The following is a 16,617-nucleotide window of genomic DNA, read 5'->3' on the forward strand; positions in this document are numbered from 1 at the left end:
AAACATGCGCCAACTCATTGTCGTTCTGGGAGATCAACTCAACCGTAACAGCGCGGTTTTCAATGTCTTCGATCCTGACCAAGATGCAGTATTCATGGCCGAAGTGTCCGGAGAAGCCGCGCTCGTCTGGTCACACAAACAGCGGATTGCCCTGTTCTTCAGTGCCATGCGGCATTTTGCCGCGGCCCTGAGAAGCGAAGGTATAACGGTTCATTACGCCCAGATCGGTTCCCACTCTCATGGGGAATTAGCCGATGCCCTTGCCGCGGCCATCGTGGCGCATCGACCGCAGCAGGTCGTCTGGGTATCGGCCGGTGCCGAACGACTGAATCATGCAATGAAAGCCACTTGTGATAGTCATAAAGTGCCTTGGAAAATCTATCCAGACCGACATTTTATCGCCAGCGAAAACCAGTTTTCAGACTGGGCAAAGGGCCGCAAATCCTTGCGACTGGAGTATTGGTACCGCCAGCTTCGCCAGCAGACCGGTCTGTTGATGGATGATGACGAGCCCATCGGCGGCGCATGGAATTTCGATGTTCAGAATCGTGCAGCCTTTGATGCCCGCGGGCCTGGATTATTGCCCTCGCCTCTCGGCTTTCCAGCCGATGCCATTACTCAACAGGTCATCGAAACCATAGAGCGCCACTTTCCGGAGCACCCGGGCGCATTGGACGGGTTCGACTGGCCGGTCACGCCAGAGCAGGCCGAAGCCGCCCTCGCAGACTTCATCACCCATCGACTGCCCCTGTTCGGCCACTATCAGGACGCGATGTGGACGGATGAGCCCTGGCTATATCACAGCAGACTCTCAGCCGCGCTCAACCTCAAGCTCATCGATCCGGCTACCGTTTGCCATGCCGCAGAAGCGGCTTACCATCAGGGGCAAGCGCCATTGGCCGCTGTGGAGGGATTCATCCGGCAGATACTGGGCTGGCGGGAATATGTCCGCGGGCTTTATGCCCATTACGGCGATCAATGGCTCGACATGAATGCACTGGACGCCCGGCATGATTTGCCGGATTTTTTCTGGACGGGCGACACACCGGCCCACTGTCTGAGCCAGACAATCGGCCAGACTTTACGTACGGGTTACGCCCACCATATTCAACGGTTGATGGTCACCGGTCTGTATTGCCTGCTGGCAGGCGTTCGACCTCAGGCCGTGCACGAGTGGTATCTGGCCGTCCACGTCGACGCGGTGGAATGGGTTGAAATACCGAATGTGATCGGCATGAGCCAGTTCGCCGATGGCGGGATCATGGCATCCAAACCCTATATCGCCAGTGGCAGCTATATCGATCGGATGAGCAATTATTGCAAGCACTGCCCGTTCAATCCCAAGGAGGCGGTGGGTGCAAAGGCCTGCCCGTTTACGACCCTGTACTGGGCTTTTCTGGACCGACACGAAAAGCGCTTTGACCAGCACCCCCGTCTAGCCCTGCAGGTCAAGAACCTGCAACGCAAATCGGCGGAAGAACGTGCCCTCATCCGTGCCCAAGCCGCGCGTCATTTAGCCGATGTGACGCAAAAACCTCAGACATGACATCCGTCGACGTCGATTCAGCGCGCTGAAATACTCAGGCCACGACCAATGCCATAGTAAAGCCAATTATCTTCAGCCAAGCGCTTGGGATCATAGACATTGCGTCCATCGAAGATCAGCTTTTCCTTGAGCGCACTGGCCATCAAAGCGAAATCCGGCGCACGGAACGCCTTCCATTCTGTGCAGACAATCAGGGCATCTGCCCCTTTCAAGGCTGAGTCACGTGTTCCACACAAAAGCAGGTCATCTCGTTGGCCGAAGATACGCAGGGTTTCTTCCATGGCCTCCGGATCAAAAGCCTGGACTTTGGCACCGGCTGCCCACAAGGCGGCCATCACCTCGCGAGCCGGAGCGGCGCGCATGTCATCGGTGTTCGGCTTGAATGCCAAGCCCCACAATGCGAAGGTTTTGCCAGCCAACGCCTCCTGCCCGCCGTAATGGCGCACGATCAGATCGAATAATTTGACTTTCTGCCGGTCATTGACCGACTCGACCGCAGCGAGGAGTTCGGCGTTGTAGCCAACGTCACGGGCGGTGCGGTGCAGCGCCTGAACATCCTTGGGAAAGCAAGAGCCACCATAACCGCAGCCGGGGTAGATGAAGTGGTAACCGATACGTGGATCTGAACCGATCCCGATCCGCACCTGCTCGATGTCGGCCCCCAGGCGTTCCGCGAGATTAGCCAACTCATTCATGAAGCTGATCTTGGTTGCCAGCATGGCGTTCGCCGCATATTTCGTCAGTTCCGCCGAACGCAAATCCATCACGATCATTCGATCATGGTTGCGGTTGAACGGGGCGTACAGTTCGCGCATCCGCTTTTCACTCGCGGGGTTTGTGGTGCCGATGATGATCCGGTCCGGCTTCATGAAGTCATTGACCGCTGCACCTTCCTTGAGAAACTCAGGATTCGATACGACATCGAAATCGATGGACAAGCCACGTTCGGCCAGCGCCGTACTGATTTCCGCTCGGACTTTATCGCCTGTTCCGACCGGGACAGTGGATTTGTTGACGACGATCTTCGTCGCGGTCATCGCCTCACCGATCGTGCGCGCCACTGCGCGAACATATTGCAGATCGGCGGAACCATCCTCATCTGGCGGTGTGCCAACAGCAATGAACTGCACGTCACCAAATTCGACCGCCTCACGCGCACTGGTCGTGAAATGCAGACGCCCCTGATTGAAATTATCCCGCACGATGGTTTCGAGCCCCGGCTCAAAAATCGGGATAATCCCCTGCTTCAAGCGCTCGATCTTGCTTTCGTCGACATCAACACACAGAACGTCATGCCCAACTTCAGCCAGACACGCGCCCGTAACCAGCCCCACATACCCCGTGCCAAAAATCGTAATTTTCATCTATCAGCGTCTCTTTGTAATCTTTTGTCAGGCATCGTGTCCACTTGCCTGTTCTTCCGTCTGGCTTAAGTTATCCCGCACCAGACGAAACAGTTCGCGGAAATACCGGGGTGGTTTCTGCTCTGCCCGCTCCTTGGCGACCTGGCGCAACAACTGCCGCAAGGCCTGAATATCCACCTGGGGATGGCTTGAAATGAAATCCGTCACCGCAGCGGCATCATCCGACAATAAACGCTCACGCCAGCGCTCACTTTCGTGCTGCAAACGAATATTTTGTGGTGCATCGGGATCGATCCGGTTCAATTCGGCCTCAATGGCGACCACATCGTGCTGGCGCATGAGCTTGCCGATATATTGAAGATGGCGTTTGCGGGCGCCGTGTGCATGGATATTCCGCGATTCGCCAATAGCCGCCAGCAACGAATCGGACAGCGGGAAAGCCGCCAGTTGCGCATCGCTCAATGCGCAAAGTTCAGCGCCGAGATCGCGGGCGGCATGAGCCTCACGCTTGCGCTCGGTCTTGCTGGGCTCGAAGTCGGCATCTTCCGGCACATCTTGTTGATGTGCGTTCTGTTCAAGCGCTTTTTTAGCCGCGTAAAATCGACGATCACTCATAATGGGTACCTCAAAAAAACCGTCACGAGCATGTTCGAGTGCAAGGAGCCGCGGGCTTGCGCCAGCTGCGCATTCAGTGAGCAACGAGACATATCAAGAAGATAGGCGAGGCGCGGGCTTACGCCAGCTTCGCGTAAACGAGCACGCGACGCTGCAATCGGACAGCACAGTAGGTTTTTCGAGGTACCCATAAAAAGAATCCATGAAAATAACTCACTCCACTGTGACCGATTTGGCAAGATTGCGTGGCTGATCCACATCGGTACCTTTCAACACGGCGACATGATAAGCCAATAACTGCAGCGGCAAATTGAAAATGATCGGCGCGGATATCCTGCCGACGTTTGATGTGACCGGCAATACATGCAAGCGCTCTTCGGTTCGAAGACCAGATCGTTCATCCGCAAAAACGAACAACTCCGCGCCCCGTGCGGCGACTTCCGACATGTTCGATTTGAGTTTGTCGAGCAGGTCGTTCTGCGGGGCAATGGTGATCACCGGCATATTCTCGTCGATCAGGGCCAGCGGGCCGTGCTTGAGCTCACCCGCTGGATAACCTTCCGCATGTATATAGCTGATTTCTTTAAGCTTCAACGCACCTTCCAACGCAATAGGGAACATCACGCCACGCCCAAGGAAAAGGGCATGCTGCTTATCGACCAAGCGCTCGGCCAAGGCCATGATGGCCTCATCGTGTTGCAGCGCGGCAAGGGCCAGATTCGGGATTTTCTCAAGACCAGCCACGATGCGACGCTCGTCTTGCTCGCTCAAGATAGCCCTGATTCGCCCGATGGAAAGCATCAGCAGGGCCAGTGCCACCAGTTGGGTCGAAAAGGCCTTGGTTGAAGCGACCGAAATTTCAGGGCCGGCATGGGTCATCAATACGAGATCGGATTCACGTACCAAGGATGATTCCGGAGCATTGCAAATGGCCAGAATGGGCATTTGAGGACGGCGCACCCGCACCATGCGCAAAGCGGCCAAAGTGTCCGCTGTTTCACCGGACTGCGAGAGCATGACCAGCAACGTTCCCTCTTCCAGAACGGGATTACGGTAATGAAACTCAGAAGAGACCTCGACCGCGGCGGGTATCTGAAGAATATCTTCAAACCAGTACCGCGCCACCATGCCCGCGTGGTAACTCGTCCCGCAGGCGACAATCTGGATGCGTCTGATTGTTTTGAACACGGCCTCGGCATTCACGCCGAACGCGGCAGGCAGCACGCGCCCTTCACTGATTCGCCCCTCGAGTGTGTCGGCAATAGCGCGCGGCTGCTCGTGGATTTCCTTGAGCATGAAATGCTTGTAACCACCGCGCCCCGCGCTGTCTGCCCGCTGTGCCGACTCCACGATCGGACGCTCTACAGCCTGCCCCGTGCGATCAGTCACTTCGAGACGATCGCAGGAAAGAACCGCCCGGTCGCCTTCCTTTAGATAGATGAATCGTTGAGTTACCGGCAACAGAGCCAAGGCATCGGAGGCGGCAAACAGTTCACCGATCCCGACCCCGATAACCAGCGGGCTGCCTTGACGGGCCACGAAAATCCGGTTCGGCGCATCCTTGATCAGGATCGCAAGCGCAAAGGCACCGTGCAACCGATCAAGGGTCAGCTCAAAGGCCTTTTGCGGTGTGTGCCCCGCCACGAGGTAGTGATCGAGCAAATGGGCGACCACTTCGGTATCTGTATCCGAGCTGAATATCCGGCCTTCTGCCACCATCTGTTCACGCAAAACCGCATGGTTTTCGATGATGCCGTTATGCACCACAGCCACACGCTTTGAGGCGATATGCGGATGGGCATTGCGTTCGGCGGGTACACCGTGTGTTGCCCATCGCGTGTGCGCAATGCCTGAGAAACCGGGAAGCCCTTGCTCACCGATCTGGTCGCACAAGGCCTGAACCTTGCCTACGGCACGCGCCGAACTCAACCCACCGGCTGGATCAAGCACGGCAAGACCGGCGGAATCATACCCACGATATTCAAGACGGCGTAACCCTTCGATGAGGATAGGCCAAACCGGTCGTTGGGCAATGGCTGCCACAATTCCGCACATAGTCAGTTCCAGATAAAAGAATAATTGGGAAATAATGAATTACAGCGCACGCAACACCTGTTCGGCCTGGTGAATCGTTTCTTCGATATCCGCCTCTGTGTGCGCCTGCGAGACAAACCCGGCTTCATAGGCAGATGGTGCGAAATAAACGCCCGCGTCCAACATGCCGTGGAAGAACCGATTGAAGGCATCCGTATCACAGCGTGTTGCCGCAGCAAAACTCGTCACTGATTTTTCCTGCGTGAAAAACAGACCGAACATCCCGCCCGCTTGTTGCGTGATAACAGGCACACCCGCCGCCGCCGCGGCCTTGTTCAAACCCTCACACAGCATCGTTGTCTTGGCCGTCAGGCGCTCGTGAAACCCAGGTTCCTGCAGCAATTCGAGCGTGACGAGCCCGGCTGCCATCGCAACCGGGTTACCCGATAACGTACCCGCCTGATAAACCGGCCCGAGCGGTGAGATGTGCGACATGATCTCGCGCTTGCCGCCAAATGCCCCCACCGGCATGCCACCACCGATGATTTTGCCCAAAGTCGTCAGATCAGGCGTGATGTTGTACTTTGATTGAACCCCGCCCAGCGCGACGCGAAAGCCCGTCATCACTTCATCGAAAATCAGCACGGCGCCATACTCGTCGCATACGGCACGCAAACCTTCGAGGAAACCCGGCACGGGCGGGATGCAGTTCATGTTACCGGCCACCGGTTCGACAATGATCGCGGCAATGTCATCACCCATCTCGGCAAAAGTTTCCCGCACCTGCTCGATGTTGTTGTATTCGAGCGTGATCGTCAGCTCTGCCAGTGCCTTTGGCACACCGGGCGAACTCGGCACACCAAACGTGAGGGCGCCAGAACCGGCTTTGACCAGCAATGAATCGGAATGACCGTGATAATTGCCTTCGAATTTCACGATCCGATCCCGTCCGGTGAAGCCTCGGGCCAATCGAATGGCGCTCATGGTCGCCTCGGTACCGGACGAGGTCAGTCGCACCATCTCGATCGATGGCATGATTTCACAGATCTTGTCGGCCATATGGGTCTCGGCCACGGTCGGCGCACCGTAGGACAAGCCATTGAGCGCTGCGGCACGAACCGCTTCAATCACGGCAGGATGCGCATGCCCGAGGATCATCGGCCCCCACGAACCGACGTAATCAATATATCGCTTGTCGTTCTCGTCCCAGAAATAGGCACCCGCCGCCTTCTTGACAAACACGGGTGAACCGCCGACTGACCGGAAGGCACGTACCGGGGAATTGACCCCGCCGGGGATGTGCTTTTGGGCGGCAGTAAACAGGCTTTCGTTGCTCGACATACATACTCCTGAAGTTATTTTGGCCACAGTGCGCTTTGACTGCTGTATAGGGGCCATCGGATATTTTTTGGGTTAATCAGCTGATGGCCATAGCGTGGAAAAATCGCGGGCGGCTGCTTTAATATCGGTTGCAGAAAATACGGCAGAAATCACTGCCAGCATATCGGCACCCGCGCTGATCAATTCCGGTGCCGAATCTTTCGTGATACCACCGATGGCGCAGATCGGCACATTCAATTTCTGCTTGGCCTCAATCAATAACGCCATCGAGGCGACCGCGGCATCAGGCTTGGTTCTGCTGGGAAAAAATGCACCGAAGGCCACGTAATCCGCGCCCGCCTGCACTGCATCACCCGCCAGCTCAAGGGAGTTGTAGCACGATGCGCCAATGATGGCCTCGGCGCCCAATCGTGCTCGGGCCGCTTCGATCGCGCCATCCTCTCGTCCCAGGTGCACACCATCGGCGGCCACCGCCTCGGCCAGATCGAGATCATCATTGATCAGGAACAACACCTCGTGTTCGAGTGTCAGCGTACGAAGTGCCGAAGCCTCAGCCAGACGCCGTTCTGAGTCGTCGGACTTGTCGCGGTACTGAACGATGCGGGCGCCACCGGCAATCGCTTCAGCGACAACGCGCACGAGGGCATCTCGTTTGAATTGTACCGTATCGGTAATGACATAAAGGCCGTAGAGACGATGTCGCATGTTATGAGTTCCGGCTCATCAAGTTGACTTGCGTAGCTTCATGGCCAGCACGGCTGCACCTTTCAGTGCAAGCTCAGGATCGCTGACCACCCACACGGGGATTTGTTGCAGTAGCTCGGAGAAACGGCCTTTATCCAGGAATCCACGCATGAATTCCTGCTGCAAGAACGGCAGAATGTGTCCGGCGATGGCCCCGGCAACAAAAACGCCACCGAAGGGCAAGGATTTTAGTGCCAGATTACCCGCTTCGGCGCCATAAATACGGGCGAACAGTTGACAGGCCCGCACGCTGATGGCGTCGCTGCCCGCGACCGCTTGCTGCGTGATCAGGGCGCTGGGATCACTGACCTGTGCAAATTTTTCAACCATGTGCGGAGACTCCGGCGCTAAACCTTGATCGCGCACAAAGCCATATAAATGATAAAACCCCCGCCCACATAAAATACGTTCATAACTCACGTGTCCATTATGGTGGCGGCGCAAATACGCCCAAAGTTCGGATTCAAGCGCATTATTGGGGGCAAAATCGGCGTGACCGCCTTCGGTAGGCATGGGATGGTGTGTGACGCCATCATAATAAAACAATGCCTCGCCGAGGCCGGTGCCAGCGGCAATAACGGCGGCGTGTCCCGTCGTTTCCATCGCAGATGAATTGAGCGCAACACGGTACGCGGGTTTGCTGGCAATGGCCGCCGTGCCGCTCGCGACCAGATCATTGGCGAATACGACCGGAACGCCACCGAGTTGCTGTGAAATCGTTCGGCTGTCCATCTGCCAGGGCAGATTGGTTGCTTGAACTTTCTGGCTGCCCGGCTCGCCCGTCACCGGGCCGGCGATACCGAAGCCCGCTGCTGTAATTGCCCCCTTGACCAGGGCAGAACGCTCGACTTCGGCCAAAAAATCAGCGAGCAATTTGTCGAATCGATCGGCGATAGCGCTCTCGAAGCGTTTCTGGAAAAGAATGCGCCCACGCTCTTCCTCGAACAACGCCAATAGCGTCTTGGTGCCACCAATATCGCCAGCTAAAATCATCAGTTAACCTCCACAGCGCCAACTTCCGGAGCATCCGCCATACCCAACAATGTTTCAAGCGCTTCGGTGACATAGTAAGCCACCTGATGCGGCGGCAGCTGATAAAACGCGCTCCAGGCCTGGTCACGCACTTCGTCGTAACGGGCATGTTCACCCTGCTGACCACGACACCAGGCCAATCGGACCGCATGACCAATCAGCACATCGATAATCAGGGCATCTTGCAATTTCAGCCCGGGATTTTTCTGCGTCACCAGCATCAGTGCCTCAAGAGCCTCAATCACAAGATGACGGTATTCCGGTGCAGCAATGCGATTGAGAATATGCTCTACAGTCAGGGCGAAATTCTTTTCTCCGGCAGTGGACTGACTGCGGAACAATGCGCTGTCCAAGGTGTTGCGCGGGTTGTAGCGATCCCCGATGATCAACGCCGGCGTATGCGCCAACAATGCCCATACGCCACTGTAGAAGGTGTCCGGCAGGCGCCCGATCGCTCCCTCGACCATACGCCATTGCAGCCAGTCGGCTGCCGTCGATTTGGGGTCATCCTTGGCTTGAAATGTCAGACCATCGAAACGGACGGAACCACCGGCCAGACGGATTGATTCCAGCCGCGAAGTGCCCCCTTGCCAGGTCAGCGCGGCACGCAATTCCCGACTGATGACACTCGGTGGTTGCTCCATCAACCAATCAAACGCCGTGCTCGGCGCCATGTTCTTTTCCCGCGCGGTCAAGCCAATCAATGTTTGCAATAGTGGACCGATCCGCAGGGTAATCACATTGTCGAATAAATCCGGTTCTGCTCGAATTCGACCACCCAGATGAACGATCAACTCCTGAGTGAGAATACGTTCGCGTGGATCATCGCCACAGAACTTGCGGATACGTTTTAGAATCTCAAGATTGGGTATCGGTTCTGAAATCAAAGCCTTACTGGTATAGGAACGCCCAACCGCCAATCTTTTCTGCCGAACCAGCAGATCCATCAATGACACGTCGAGATAGGCATCAACCTTATCCAGCAATTCGGCACTTCTACGCATCGCGCCCCAGGCACGCAGCTGCTGCGCCAGACGGAACACATCCTCGACCAGATCACGCAGTAGCCAGGAACCCCCGGACTGATCCGGGATCGCGACATCCAGATTCGCATGCCGACTGGCGAGCACCTGGGCGATTTTCATGCGTTCATCCGGTGAGGCGAGTATACGCAGCAGCTCGACCAGCCGGGCATCGGAATCGTCCGGCGTCCAGCTTGGAGGTTCATTTTCGTGTGTTTCGGCCATGACTTTAGGATCGAGGTCGCGTGTTTGAGCACGAACAGACCACTGCTCGATTTTCCCGGGCAAGCGAATGCGATGACTGCGTGAGACAAGAGCTTCAACCCGGTCGAGATGCACCGGCACCCCGAAGATCTCGCCACGCATGACCTCATCCCGGAGGAAACTTAGCAACACACCGAAATCCGGTGACTTGAGCATCCACTCACTGATCATGATGGTCAGAATGGGTCTGCCCGGTTGTTGCCAGAATTGATGCAGATACTGAATGGTTGAACGCAGCTCCTGCACAAGGATGGCTAAATCCTGGGTCAAGTAAAATTTATCGGTATCAAAGAGTTGCGGAACAATGAGCCATTGATGCCCTTCGATTTCATAGACTTTGGCCGTGCTCAAAGCCAGAATCCGCCGACGCGGGCGACCACTTAAGCCCAAGCGCTCGTTCGCACCCAGATCGACGAGATTTTCAATCAGCGAACGAACCGATCCGATCCGTACCCTCGATTCGCCCAGAAGCGCATGCCGATCAGAACCCATTTCTATCAAAGCCGCATCGACAGCAGGCGTTTCGGCGATCAGGGCAACTGAAACGGCCCGGGTCGTTTCCGGACCGCGTAATTGATGCCGACGATTGATGGGATCAAGATCACTCACATCAATCGCCCCGCAGAGCAGCAAACGGCCAAGCACCCAGAGACTCTGAGCCCAAACGAGCGGTTGGTTGTCATTGGGTGAACGGTCAGTCGAGCCGGGATTGCGTCGCTCTTCCTCGATATCTTCGGGCAAAACAAAATACAGTTCAGGTAGAAGCCAGAGGCCATCGTGCTCGACTGCGGCACGCATCAGTTGCCGGTTTGTGGCCTCTGCGGCTTCATGGTTGCCGGCGAACAGATGGTTGATGAGTTGGTAGGTGAAAAACAGTGGCCATTCGGATTCGATGCCGGCGAACGTTTCGAGTTCCGCGGGTTCGTAATGCAGCTTCTGCTCATCTTCCAGCACGGTCTGATGACCATCGCGCAAAAAGCGTTTACAGCCGAACCGGCCCGTCAGTTTCTGGCGAATGGCTGTATCGACGGCTTCCGCCTTCTGCCGATCACGCACGGCGAATGCGGGAAAACCCACGATCGATAACAGCGCCGCATCGACTTCTTTGGAACCGGATTCACGCGGCAAAATTGCATTGAGCGTCATTTCGGTCCGGGCGATGTCGTCCGCAAGCACAAACACCCGGCTGTGGTCATCGCCATCACCGCCGAACAGATCGAACCCGTTCACCGCTTCAAGCGCGGCCAGCACCATGCCGAGCGAACTGGCATTCAATTCACGCTGGCCGTGATTGATCTTGTTCCCCCGCTCCCAGATGCCGAAGTCCGGTGTGGCGTAGGCACGAGACAAGTACCAGACCAGATTCTGGATGAAATCAACTTCATCGTGTGTCGCGATGATTTTCAGTCCACTGAGCGTCATTTGCACCAACATCAACACGAACAACGATGTCGCATCCAGTTGCAGGTGCCCCCAGGCATCATCACCCACCACGGCCAATCCGGTGGCGGTATCGTATTTCGCATGGAGCGCATCGGTGGGTCGCTGGCGCAATTTGAACCGTTCGACCCGATCGGACTGCCGCATCATCGCAAGCAATAAACCGCGCATGTTTTTGACGGTGGCCTGTTCCAGCTCATAGGCACGGGCATCGGCGCTATCGACGCGACGATAGGCAATGCCCAACCCCCAGGCGGCCAGAATGCTGTACACGTTATCCCGCACCCAGGCATCGGTGTAATCGCCATGCGCATTGACCGCCGTGCTGGCTGGCAACAGCCCGCTGATCGGGTGCTGACGGTTCAGGATGTTGATGCGGACTTCTTCGAATAACGCATTCAGATACGCAATTCGATCTGCCGGGTGCACGGTCTGCTTCATGAGGAATACCTAGTGTACTGTTTCGTTCTTGGATGTGCTTTCAGCGAGTCGCTGGCCGATTAGATGCAAGGCGCGCTCGCGCCGCAAGGGCCACCCCCCTTGCAAGCGGGCGCAACGCTAACGCGGGCTTACGCCTGCTTCGCATTGAGCTGACGAAGTCCGCAGATGATCGGCCAGCGGCTCGCCCGAAGGGAGCCCTCCGAATGCGCCATGACGGCGTTGCCGTGCTTGCCAAGGGTTTGGCCATTGCCTGCGCACGGCGCCTTGTCCTGACGCATTCGGAGGGCTCTGAATGTACCTCCAAGAGCGAAACAGTACACTAGTGCCGTGTGGAATCAGGTGGACTAACCGAGTCATCTAGCAATAATTGCTCCACATCGACCGCATCAAACCGATAGTTAGCGCCACAAAATTCGCAACGCACCGCCACATAACCCTTCTCGTCGCCATCCCGCTGTGCGGCGTTCAACTCTTCTCGGCCCAATGAGCGGAGCATGGCACCGACACCCGCGCGTGAGCAACCACAAAAGAAGCGAACATCCGACAGTTGGGTCAACACCAGCGCGTCCTGGTGAAACAGACGATGGAGGATGGTCGGCATGGCCGTGGATTGAAATTCCGTGCGGCCTTGGGGCGTCAGCAAGGTATCGACCATGATCGACAAGTGATCAAAATCCGCATCAGCGGCAGAAGCACGCACCATCGGGGTGCCACCCTCGCCCGGCACTTGCTGGATGAGGAGCCCCACGGCACGTTCGGAATCGGCACTGAGCACAAGACGCGTCGGCAACTGCTCCGATTGCCTGAAATAACCTTCCAGTGCTTCGGCGATCTGTGTGCCTTCTATCGGCACCAGAGATTGGTAACGCACGCCTTCATCCGGTTCGATGGTCAACGCGAGCTGACCTGCCCCGAACAGCGTCTGAATGGATTGATCCAACACGTCGCCCACCAGCGATTCGGACCACTGTGCCGTCACGCGGTAACTCAGATCCGAACGCGCCTGCACAACCAGCAGGGAAACGGGCCCTTCACCGCGGAATTGCAGAATCAGGCGGCCATCGAACTTCAAGGTAGCGACCATCGTCATGGCGGCAGCGACACATTGGCCCAGCAACTGTGCCACCGCAGGGGGATATTCATGGTGTTCGCCAGCCGTCCGCCAGCTCGTATCGAGGCTGACCGCAACACCCCGGACCTTGCCGCTGGCAAGACCGAAGCGGTAAAGCTGGTCGGCCGTCAGTATCGAACGCTCAGGCAGAGACTCACTCATGAAGAACCCTCCGAAGGACCAAGCCGCGCTTTGAGCACCTCATTGAGCTGCTGTGGATTCGCCTTGCCTTGGGCAGCTTTCATCACCTGGCCGACGAAGAAGCCGAACAGTTTGTCCTTGCCACTGCGGTATTCGGCCACTTTGTCCGGATTGGCGGCCAGAATGCCATCAACCATGGCTTCGATCGCCGAGCTGTCGGTAATCTGCTTCAAGCCCCGTGTGTCGATAATCGAATCGGCATCGCCCTCGCCCGCCCACATGGCATCGAATACTTCCTTGGCGAGCTTGTTCGACAAGGTATTGTCCGCCACGCGCAACAAGAGCCCGGCCAATGCATCGGACGTTACCGGGCTCTGTTCGATCCCAAGGTTCGCTTTATTGAGCTGGGCGGCCAAAGCGCCGGTCACCCAGTTGGCGCAGAGTTTGGCATCGGCGGCCGAACCCATGGCATTCAGGGTCTGCTCGAAGTACGTCGCAATCGCCCGCGCGCTGGTGAGCACACCGGCATCATAGGGTGAAAGACCATATTCGCTTTGGTACCGGGCGGCCTTGGCATCCGGCAGTTCCGGCAGGCTGGCTTTCCATTCGGCCAACAGCGCCTGATCGATCACGACGGGCAGCAAGTCCGGATCGGGGAAGTAGCGGTAATCGTCCGCCGCTTCCTTGGTGCGCATCATGCGGGTCTCATCCTTGTCCGGATCGTACAGCCGTGTTTGCTGCTGCACCGTACCGCCATCCTCGATCAGTTCAATCTGACGGGTGATCTCGTAATCGATCGCCCGTTCGAGGAAACGGAAGGAGTTCACATTCTTGATTTCCGTGCGCGTACCCAGCTTCGTTTCACCTTTCGGACGCACGGAGACATTGGCATCCACGCGGAACGAACCTTCCTGCATGTTGCCATCGCAAATACCGAGATATTGCACAATCGCATGAACCTTGCGGGCATAGGCCACCGCTTCGGCGGCCGAACGCATTTCCGGCTCGGAGACGATTTCGATCAATGGCGTGCCCGCACGATTCAAGTCGATACCGGTCATGCCCGCAAAATCCTCATGCAGACTCTTGCCCGCATCTTCTTCAAGATGCGCGCGGGTGAGATTGATCGTTTTGTTGACGGCTTTTTCGCCCTCACCGGTCGTGATTGTGACCGAACCGCCGCTGACAATCGGTTGTGCGAGCTGGCTGATCTGATACCCCTTGGGCAAATCCGGGTAGAAATAATTCTTGCGATCAAACGTCGACACCGGCGCCACATGCGCACTGATCGCCAAGCCGAACAACGCGGCCATGTGCACCGCTTCGGCATTCAGCACGGGTAATACGCCCGGCAAGCCCAGATCAACCGCACAGGCCTGCACATTCGGCTCGGCACCGAAGGCGGTCGAGGCGCCGGAAAATATTTTCGATTTCGTGGCCAGTTGCGCGTGAATCTCAAGCCCGATGACGACTTCCCATCCGTTCATGCTGCTCATGCTGCGCCCTCCCGATAGGCGGCAGGAATCTGTTGATGCCAATCCGTCCGTTGCTGATACTGATGCGCCACGGCCAGCAATCGCCCTTCGGTGAAAGGAGATCCGATCAACTGCATGCCGACAGGGCGGCTGCCGGAAAATCCGACGGGTACAGACATGCCCGGCAGGCCAGCCAGATTGACTGGGATGGTGTAGATATCTTCGAGGTACATGGTAGCCGGATCGCTCATGTGCGCGCCCAGATCGAACGCCACCGTGGGCGCAACCGGGCCTGCAATCACGTCACAGTCCCTGAATGCAGCCTCAAAGTTGGCTGCAATCTGCCGCCGTGCTTTTTGTGCACGGCCATAAAACGCATCGTAATAACCGGCGGATAGCGCATAGGTGCCAATCAGGATGCGCCGCTGCACTTCTTCGCCAAAACCTTCCGAACGGCTGCGTTCATAGAGGTCATTGAGATCACGTGGCTCGGCACAACGGTACCCAAAACGCACGCCATCGAAACGCGAGAGGTTGGAAGACGCTTCTGCGGGGGCGATCAGGTAATAAGCAGCCAGCGCCAGTTCGGCATCCGGCAGGTCGATATCAACCCGTTGCGCGCCCATGGATTCAAGCTCGGCAATCGCAGTCTCGATGCGTGCCGCGACGACCGAATCCAGGCCGGCGGTAAACCACTGACGCGGCACACCCACACGCAAACCGGCCAGCGGTTGATCGAGCTCGGTCACATAATCCGGCACGGGCTGATTCGCCGAAGTGGAGTCGCGCGGATCATGCCCCGCCATGGCTTGCAGCATCAGCGCGCAATCTTCGGCAGAACCGGCAAGCACACCGCCTTGATCCAGACTTGAGGCATAAGCAATCATCCCAAAGCGAGAAACTCGACCATAGGTTGGCTTGATGCCGGTGATGCCGCAATACGCGGCCGGCTGACGAATGGAACCGCCTGTATCCGTTCCCGTCGCCACAGGAACCAGCCGCGCGGCGACGGCCGCGGCAGAACCCCCGGAAGACCCACCCGGCACGGCCGCATGATCCCAGGGATTTTTCACCGCACCGAAAGCCGAATTTTCATTGGATGAGCCCATGGCGAACTCGTCCATATTTGTCTTGCCCAACAGAACGGCACCGGCGGCATTGAGTTTCTGGTGAACAGTCGCGTCGTAAGGGGCGACCCAATCACCCAGCATTTTGGAGGCACAGGTCGTGCGCACGCCAGCGGTACAGAAAATATCCTTGTGGGCATAAGGAATACCCAGCAAAGGTGCGCGCTCACCCGCGGCCAACCGTTGATCGGCCTCGTCCGCCGCAGCCAGTGCGCGTTCAGGTGTCTTGGTGATGAAGGCATTGAGCGCGCCATCAAAACGACTCACCCGATCAAGATAGTACTGAGTCAGTTCACGGGCAGAAAAAATACCGGAATCCAGACCGGCCCGGAGATGACTCAACGATTGCAAATAATCAGACACAATGTATTTCTCATTCAAAAATATTGAACATCAAGAGCGCGTCGGGCTCACGGCACCGAGGCGAAGGAGGCTCACAGCGAAACGGCATCACCGTTTCACATTACGCAATGATCTTATTCAATGACCTTGGGCACCAGGAACAATCCCTGTTCGGTGGCAGGCGCTCCTTTCAGAAGAATGTCGCGCTGATTGGTTTCGCTTACGACATCCGCACGCAACGGCTGCTGCTGATCCAGCGGATGGGCCATGGGGGCCAGGTCATCCAGGCGACCGTCCTTGAGTTGCTCTGCGAACGCCAAGATGGCGTTGAGGTCTTGCACCAATGCAGGGATTTTCGACTCTTCAAGTGCGATGCGAGATAAATGCGCAACGTGTTTCAGTTGCGATGGGTTCAGCGACATATCAATTTCCTGTGGCTTTAACGATCATCGGGACATGCGCCAGAAAACAGGCTGGACACACGTGCGATTACCGGATGATTTTAACCTGTTTTGGCTGCAAGACGGCAGATGATCCCACGCATTTATGGAAATACGCCTCGGGACAGAACCAGATCA

At 56.9% G+C, this 16,617-nt stretch carries 12 protein-coding genes; 1 reads left to right on the forward strand and 11 read right to left on the reverse strand.

The features are described from left to right. The first annotated feature begins 4 nt into the window (after positions 1 to 4). Positions 5 to 1,546, forward strand: a complete 1,542-nt coding sequence (locus tag PHD44_RS07210) for a cryptochrome/photolyase family protein (protein WP_300189746.1) — start codon at positions 5 to 7, stop codon at positions 1,544 to 1,546. Between the two features lie 17 nt (positions 1,547 to 1,563). Here the strand turns inward: PHD44_RS07210 and PHD44_RS07215 are convergent, their stop codons facing one another. The 11 genes from PHD44_RS07215 to gatC all read right to left on the reverse strand — a co-directional run bounded on the left by PHD44_RS07215 (position 1,564) and on the right by gatC (position 16,461). Then, on the reverse strand, positions 1,564 to 2,910 hold the full coding sequence (locus tag PHD44_RS07215; RefSeq protein WP_300189749.1) for a UDP-glucose/GDP-mannose dehydrogenase family protein: 1,347 nt from the start codon (positions 2,908 to 2,910) through the stop codon (positions 1,564 to 1,566). A 27-nt stretch (positions 2,911 to 2,937) separates the two neighbouring features. Continuing rightward, positions 2,938 to 3,525 carry a ribosome biogenesis factor YjgA gene (gene yjgA / locus PHD44_RS07220; protein ID WP_300189751.1) on the reverse strand — a complete coding sequence of 196 codons (588 nt, stop codon included), beginning with the start codon at positions 3,523 to 3,525 and terminating at the stop codon, positions 2,938 to 2,940. Between the two features lie 213 nt (positions 3,526 to 3,738). Continuing rightward, positions 3,739 to 5,580, reverse strand: a complete 1,842-nt coding sequence (glmS, locus tag PHD44_RS07225) for a glutamine--fructose-6-phosphate transaminase (isomerizing) (protein WP_300189754.1) — start codon at positions 5,578 to 5,580, stop codon at positions 3,739 to 3,741. Positions 5,581 to 5,619: 39 nt separating this feature from the next. Further along, positions 5,620 to 6,900, reverse strand: coding sequence for a glutamate-1-semialdehyde 2,1-aminomutase (hemL, locus tag PHD44_RS07230; RefSeq protein WP_300189758.1), 1,281 nt, complete (start codon positions 6,898 to 6,900; stop codon positions 5,620 to 5,622). Between the two features lie 72 nt (positions 6,901 to 6,972). Further along, positions 6,973 to 7,605, reverse strand: a complete 633-nt coding sequence (gene thiE, locus PHD44_RS07235) for a thiamine phosphate synthase (protein ID WP_300189761.1) — start codon at positions 7,603 to 7,605, stop codon at positions 6,973 to 6,975. An 18-nt stretch (positions 7,606 to 7,623) separates the two neighbouring features. Next, positions 7,624 to 8,637 (reverse strand): glucokinase, encoded by a 1,014-nt coding sequence (locus tag PHD44_RS07240; RefSeq protein WP_300189762.1) that lies wholly within the window; start codon positions 8,635 to 8,637, stop codon positions 7,624 to 7,626. Beyond that, positions 8,637 to 11,843 carry a glycoside hydrolase family 15 protein gene (locus tag PHD44_RS07245; RefSeq protein ID WP_300189765.1) on the reverse strand — a complete coding sequence of 1,069 codons (3,207 nt, stop codon included), beginning with the start codon at positions 11,841 to 11,843 and terminating at the stop codon, positions 8,637 to 8,639. The genes PHD44_RS07240 and PHD44_RS07245 overlap by 1 nt, the downstream gene beginning before the upstream one ends. A 319-nt stretch (positions 11,844 to 12,162) precedes the next feature. Continuing rightward, complete coding sequence (locus PHD44_RS07250; protein ID WP_300189768.1) at positions 12,163 to 13,116, reverse strand: Hsp33 family molecular chaperone HslO; 954 nt, start codon at positions 13,114 to 13,116, stop codon at positions 12,163 to 12,165. Further along, complete coding sequence (gene gatB / locus PHD44_RS07255) at positions 13,113 to 14,591, reverse strand: Asp-tRNA(Asn)/Glu-tRNA(Gln) amidotransferase subunit GatB (RefSeq protein WP_300189770.1); 1,479 nt, start codon at positions 14,589 to 14,591, stop codon at positions 13,113 to 13,115. The genes PHD44_RS07250 and gatB overlap by 4 nt, the downstream gene beginning before the upstream one ends. Next, complete coding sequence (gene gatA / locus PHD44_RS07260; RefSeq protein WP_300189773.1) at positions 14,588 to 16,060, reverse strand: Asp-tRNA(Asn)/Glu-tRNA(Gln) amidotransferase subunit GatA; 1,473 nt, start codon at positions 16,058 to 16,060, stop codon at positions 14,588 to 14,590. Before gatA ends, gatB begins: the two co-directional genes overlap by 4 nt. A gap of 113 nt (positions 16,061 to 16,173) precedes the next feature. Beyond that, the gene (gene gatC, locus PHD44_RS07265; RefSeq protein WP_300189776.1) at positions 16,174 to 16,461 is read right to left on the reverse strand and encodes an Asp-tRNA(Asn)/Glu-tRNA(Gln) amidotransferase subunit GatC; all 288 of its coding nucleotides are present in this window, start codon (positions 16,459 to 16,461) and stop codon (positions 16,174 to 16,176) included. Positions 16,462 to 16,617 lie beyond the last annotated feature (156 nt).

The organism is Halothiobacillus sp. (genome assembly GCF_028710545.1).
Lineage (GTDB): Bacteria > Pseudomonadota > Gammaproteobacteria > Halothiobacillales > Halothiobacillaceae > Halothiobacillus.